This window comes from Streptococcus pseudopneumoniae ATCC BAA-960 = CCUG 49455 (assembly GCF_002087075.1).
In the GTDB taxonomy this organism is placed as follows: Bacteria; Bacillota; Bacilli; order Lactobacillales; family Streptococcaceae; genus Streptococcus; species Streptococcus pseudopneumoniae.
In genome coordinates this window covers 1-5,054 of the sequence record NZ_MWSM01000047.1, presented here as the reverse complement: position 1 = coordinate 5,054, position 5,054 = coordinate 1, and the positions used below count along the sequence as shown (strand labels likewise).

The 5,054-nt window shown below is 49.9% G+C and carries 1 tRNA gene and 3 rRNA genes; all 4 read right to left on the bottom strand.

The features are described 5' to 3' along the window. Position 1 precedes the first annotated feature (1 nt). The 4 genes from rrf to B4W83_RS09700 all read right to left on the bottom strand — a co-directional run bounded on the left by rrf (position 2) and on the right by B4W83_RS09700 (position 4,889). Positions 2-117, bottom strand: a 5S ribosomal RNA gene (gene rrf / locus B4W83_RS09715). A gap of 76 nt (positions 118-193) precedes the next feature. Next, a 23S ribosomal RNA gene (locus B4W83_RS09710) occupies positions 194-3,095 on the bottom strand. A 124-nt stretch (positions 3,096-3,219) separates the two neighbouring features. Further along, positions 3,220-3,292: transfer RNA gene (locus B4W83_RS09705), tRNA-Ala, on the bottom strand. Positions 3,293-3,343: 51 nt separating this feature from the next. Then, a 16S ribosomal RNA gene (locus B4W83_RS09700) occupies positions 3,344-4,889 on the bottom strand. The 16S, 23S and 5S rRNA genes sit together here with 1 tRNA gene alongside, the layout of an rRNA operon. Positions 4,890-5,054 lie beyond the last annotated feature (165 nt).

Here is a 5,054-nt window from a genome sequence, read left to right as displayed (position 1 = left end):
AGCTAAGCGACTTCCCTATCTCACAGGGGGCAACCCCCAACTACTTCCGGCGTTCTAGGGCTTAACTTCTGTGTTCGGCATGGGTACAGGTGTATCTCCTAGGCTATCGTCACTTAACTCTGAGTAATACCTACTCAAAATTGAATATCTATTCAAACCAAGAAAATCGCTCGCTTTCATATTCTCAGTTACTTTGGATAAGTCCTCGAGCTATTAGTATTAGTCCGCTACATGTGTCGCCACACTTCCACTTCTAACCTATCTACCTGATCATCTCTCAGGGCTCTTACTGATATATAATCATGGGAAATCTCATCTTGAGGTGGGTTTCACACTTAGATGCTTTCAGCGTTTATCCCTTCCCTACATAGCTACCCAGCGATGCCTTTGGCAAGACAACTGGTACACCAGCGGTAAGTCCACTCTGGTCCTCTCGTACTAGGAGCAGATCCTCTCAAATTTCCTACGCCCGCGACGGATAGGGACCGAACTGTCTCACGACGTTCTGAACCCAGCTCGCGTGCCGCTTTAATGGGCGAACAGCCCAACCCTTGGGACCGACTACAGCCCCAGGATGCGACGAGCCGACATCGAGGTGCCAAACCTCCCCGTCGATGTGAACTCTTGGGGGAGATAAGCCTGTTATCCCCAGGGTAGCTTTTATCCGTTGAGCGATGGCCCTTCCATACGGAACCACCGGATCACTAAGCCCGACTTTCGTCCCTGCTCGAGTTGTAGCTCTCGCAGTCAAGCTCCCTTATACCTTTACACTCTGCGAATGATTTCCAACCATTCTGAGGGAACCTTTGGGCGCCTCCGTTACCTTTTAGGAGGCGACCGCCCCAGTCAAACTGCCCGTCAGACACTGTCTCCGATAGGGATCACCTATCTGGGTTAGAGTGGCCATAACACAAGGGTAGTATCCCAACAACGTCTCCTTCGAAACTGGCGTCCCGATCTCATAGACTCCTACCTATCCTGTACATGTGGTACAGACACTCAATATCAAACTGCAGTAAAGCTCCATGGGGTCTTTCCGTCCTGTCGCGGGTAACCTGCATCTTCACAGGTACTAAAATTTCACCGAGTCTCTCGTTGAGACAGTGCCCAAATCATTACGCCTTTCGTGCGGGTCGGAACTTACCCGACAAGGAATTTCGCTACCTTAGGACCGTTATAGTTACGGCCGCCGTTTACTGGGGCTTCAATTCATACCTTCGCTTACGCTAAGCACTCCTCTTAACCTTCCAGCACCGGGCAGGCGTCACCCCCTATACATCATCTTACGATTTAGCAGAGAGCTGTGTTTTTGATAAACAGTTGCTTGGGCCTATTCACTGCGGCTGACTTAAAGTCAGCACCCCTTCTCCCGAAGTTACGGGGTCATTTTGCCGAGTTCCTTAACGAGAGTTCTCTCGCTCACCTGAGGCTACTCGCCTCGACTACCTGTGTCGGTTTGCGGTACGGGTAGAGTATGTTTAAACGCTAGAAGCTTTTCTTGGCAGTGTGACGTCACTAACTTCGCTACTAAACTTCGCTCCCCATCACAGCTCAATGTTATAGAATTAAGCATTTAACTCAATTCACACCTCACTGCTTAGACAGACTCTTCCAATCGTCTGCTTTAGTTAGCCTACTGCGTCCCTCCATCACTACATACTCTAGTACAGGAATATCAACCTGTTGTCCATCGGATACACCTTTCGGTCTCTCCTTAGGTCCCGACTGACCCAGGGCGGACGAGCCTTCCCCTGGAAACCTTAGTCTTACGGTGGACAGGATTCTCACCTGTCTTTCGCTACTCATACCGGCATTCTCACTTCTATGCGTTCCAGCGCTCCTCACGGTACACCTTCATCACACATAGAACGCTCTCCTACCATACCTATAAAGGTATCCACAGCTTCGGTAAATTGTTTTAGCCCCGGTACATTTTCGGCGCAGGGTCACTCGACTAGTGAGCTATTACGCACTCTTTGAATGAATAGCTGCTTCTAAGCTAACATCCTAGTTGTCTGTGCAACCCCACATCCTTTTCCACTTAACAATTATTTTGGGACCTTAGCTGGTGGTCTGGGCTGTTTCCCTTTCGACTACGGATCTTAGCACTCGCAGTCTGACTGCCGACCATAATTCTTTGGCATTCGGAGTTTATCTGAGATTGGTAATCCGGGATGGACCCCTCACCCAAACAGTGCTCTACCTCCAAGAATCTCTAATATCGACGCTAGCCCTAAAGCTATTTCGGAGAGAACCAGCTATCTCCAAGTTCGTTTGGAATTTCTCCGCTACCCACAAGTCATCCAAGCACTTTTCAACGTGCCCTGGTTCGGTCCTCCAGTGCGTCTTACCGCACCTTCAACCTGCTCATGGGTAGGTCACATGGTTTCGGGTCTACGTCATGATACTAAGGCGCCCTATTCAGACTCGGTTTCCCTACGGCTCCGTCTCTTCAACTTAACCTCGCATCATAACGTAACTCGCCGGTTCATTCTACAAAAGGCACGCTCTCACCCATTAACGGGCTCGAACTTGTTGTAGGCACACGGTTTCAGGTTCTATTTCACTCCCCTCCCGGGGTGCTTTTCACCTTTCCCTCACGGTACTGGTTCACTATCGGTCACTAGGGAGTATTTAGGGTTGGGAGATGGTCCTCCCAGATTCCGACGGGATTTCACGTGTCCCGCCGTACTCAGGATACTGCTAGGTACAAAGACTATTTTAAATACGAGGCTATTACTCTCTTTGGCTGATCTTCCCAAATCATTCTTCTATAATCTTTGAGTCCACATTGCAGTCCTACAACCCCGAAGAGTAAACTCTTCGGTTTGCCCTCCTGCCGTTTCGCTCGCCGCTACTAAGGCAATCGCTTTTGCTTTCTCTTCCTGCAGCTACTTAGATGTTTCAGTTCACTGCGTCTTCCTCCTCACATCCTTAACAGATGTGGGTAACAGGTAGTACCTGTTGGGTTCCCCCATTCGGAAATCCCTGGATCATCGCTTACTTACAGCTACCCAAGGCATATCGTCGTTTGTCACGTCCTTCTTCGGCTCCTAGTGCCAAGGCATCCACCGTGCGCCCTTATTAACTTAACCTTATTTTCTGACCTTTCAGTCATAAACTCTTATTAATACTACAGCGTTTTCGGTTTATTTTCTTGTTACTATTTGATATAGATATTCAATTTTCAATGTGCATTACTTGGTGATCTCTCACCAATGGAGCCTAGCGGGATCGAACCGCTGACCTCCTGCGTGCAAAGCAGGCGCTCTCCCAGCTGAGCTAAGGCCCCACAAGACCTCTCAAGACTAAACAAGACCAATGCGCAGTTCCTTATCCTTAGAAAGGAGGTGATCCAGCCGCACCTTCCGATACGGCTACCTTGTTACGACTTCACCCCAATCATCTATCCCACCTTAGGCGGCTGGCTCCTTACGGTTACCTCACCGACTTCGGGTGTTACAAACTCTCGTGGTGTGACGGGCGGTGTGTACAAGGCCCGGGAACGTATTCACCGCGGCGTGCTGATCCGCGATTACTAGCGATTCCGACTTCATGTAGGCGAGTTGCAGCCTACAATCCGAACTGAGACTGGCTTTAAGAGATTAGCTTGCCGTCACCGGCTTGCGACTCGTTGTACCAGCCATTGTAGCACGTGTGTAGCCCAGGTCATAAGGGGCATGATGATTTGACGTCATCCCCACCTTCCTCCGGTTTATTACCGGCAGTCTCGCTAGAGTGCCCAACTGAATGATGGCAACTAACAATAGGGGTTGCGCTCGTTGCGGGACTTAACCCAACATCTCACGACACGAGCTGACGACAACCATGCACCACCTGTCACCTCTGTCCCGAAGGAAAGCTCTATCTCTAGAGCGGTCAGAGGGATGTCAAGACCTGGTAAGGTTCTTCGCGTTGCTTCGAATTAAACCACATGCTCCACCGCTTGTGCGGGCCCCCGTCAATTCCTTTGAGTTTCAACCTTGCGGTCGTACTCCCCAGGCGGAGTGCTTAATGCGTTAGCTACGGCACTAAACCCCGGAAAGGGTCTAACACCTAGCACTCATCGTTTACGGCGTGGACTACCAGGGTATCTAATCCTGTTTGCTCCCCACGCTTTCGAGCCTCAGCGTCAGTTACAAGCCAGAGAGCCGCTTTCGCCACCGGTGTTCCTCCATATATCTACGCATTTCACCGCTACACATGGAATTCCACTCTCCCCTCTTGCACTCAAGTTAAACAGTTTCCAAAGCCTACTATGGTTAAGCCACAGCCTTTAACTTCAGACTTATCTAACCGCCTGCGCTCGCTTTACGCCCAATAAATCCGGACAACGCTCGGGACCTACGTATTACCGCGGCTGCTGGCACGTAGTTAGCCGTCCCTTTCTGGTAAGATACCGTCACAGTGTGAACTTTCCACTCTCACACTCGTTCTTCTCTTACAACAGAGCTTTACGATCCGAAAACCTTCTTCACTCACGCGGCGTTGCTCGGTCAGACTTCCGTCCATTGCCGAAGATTCCCTACTGCTGCCTCCCGTAGGAGTCTGGGCCGTGTCTCAGTCCCAGTGTGGCCGATCACCCTCTCAGGTCGGCTATGTATCGTCGCCTTGGTGAGCCGTTACCCCACCAACTAGCTAATACAACGCAGGTCCATCTGGTAGTGATGCATTTGCACCTTTTAAGCAAATGTCATGCAACATCTACTCTTATGCGGTATTAGCTATCGTTTCCAATAGTTATCCCCCGCTACCAGGCAGGTTACCTACGCGTTACTCACCCGTTCGCAACTCATCCAGAGAAGCAAGCTCCTCCTTCAGCGTTCTACTTGCATGTATTAGGCACGCCGCCAGCGTTCGTCCTGAGCCAGGATCAAACTCTCATTAAAAGTTTGAGTTCTCACTCATTTCTGTCACTGACAGATTTATTGTTTTTTCATTGTTCAGTACTACAACCTTGGTTGTAGTGCCCTGCACATTGGTTCGTCTTGTTCAGTTTTCAAAGGTCTTTGTCACTCGCTTCTCTCAAGCGACAACTATATTAGTATATCACA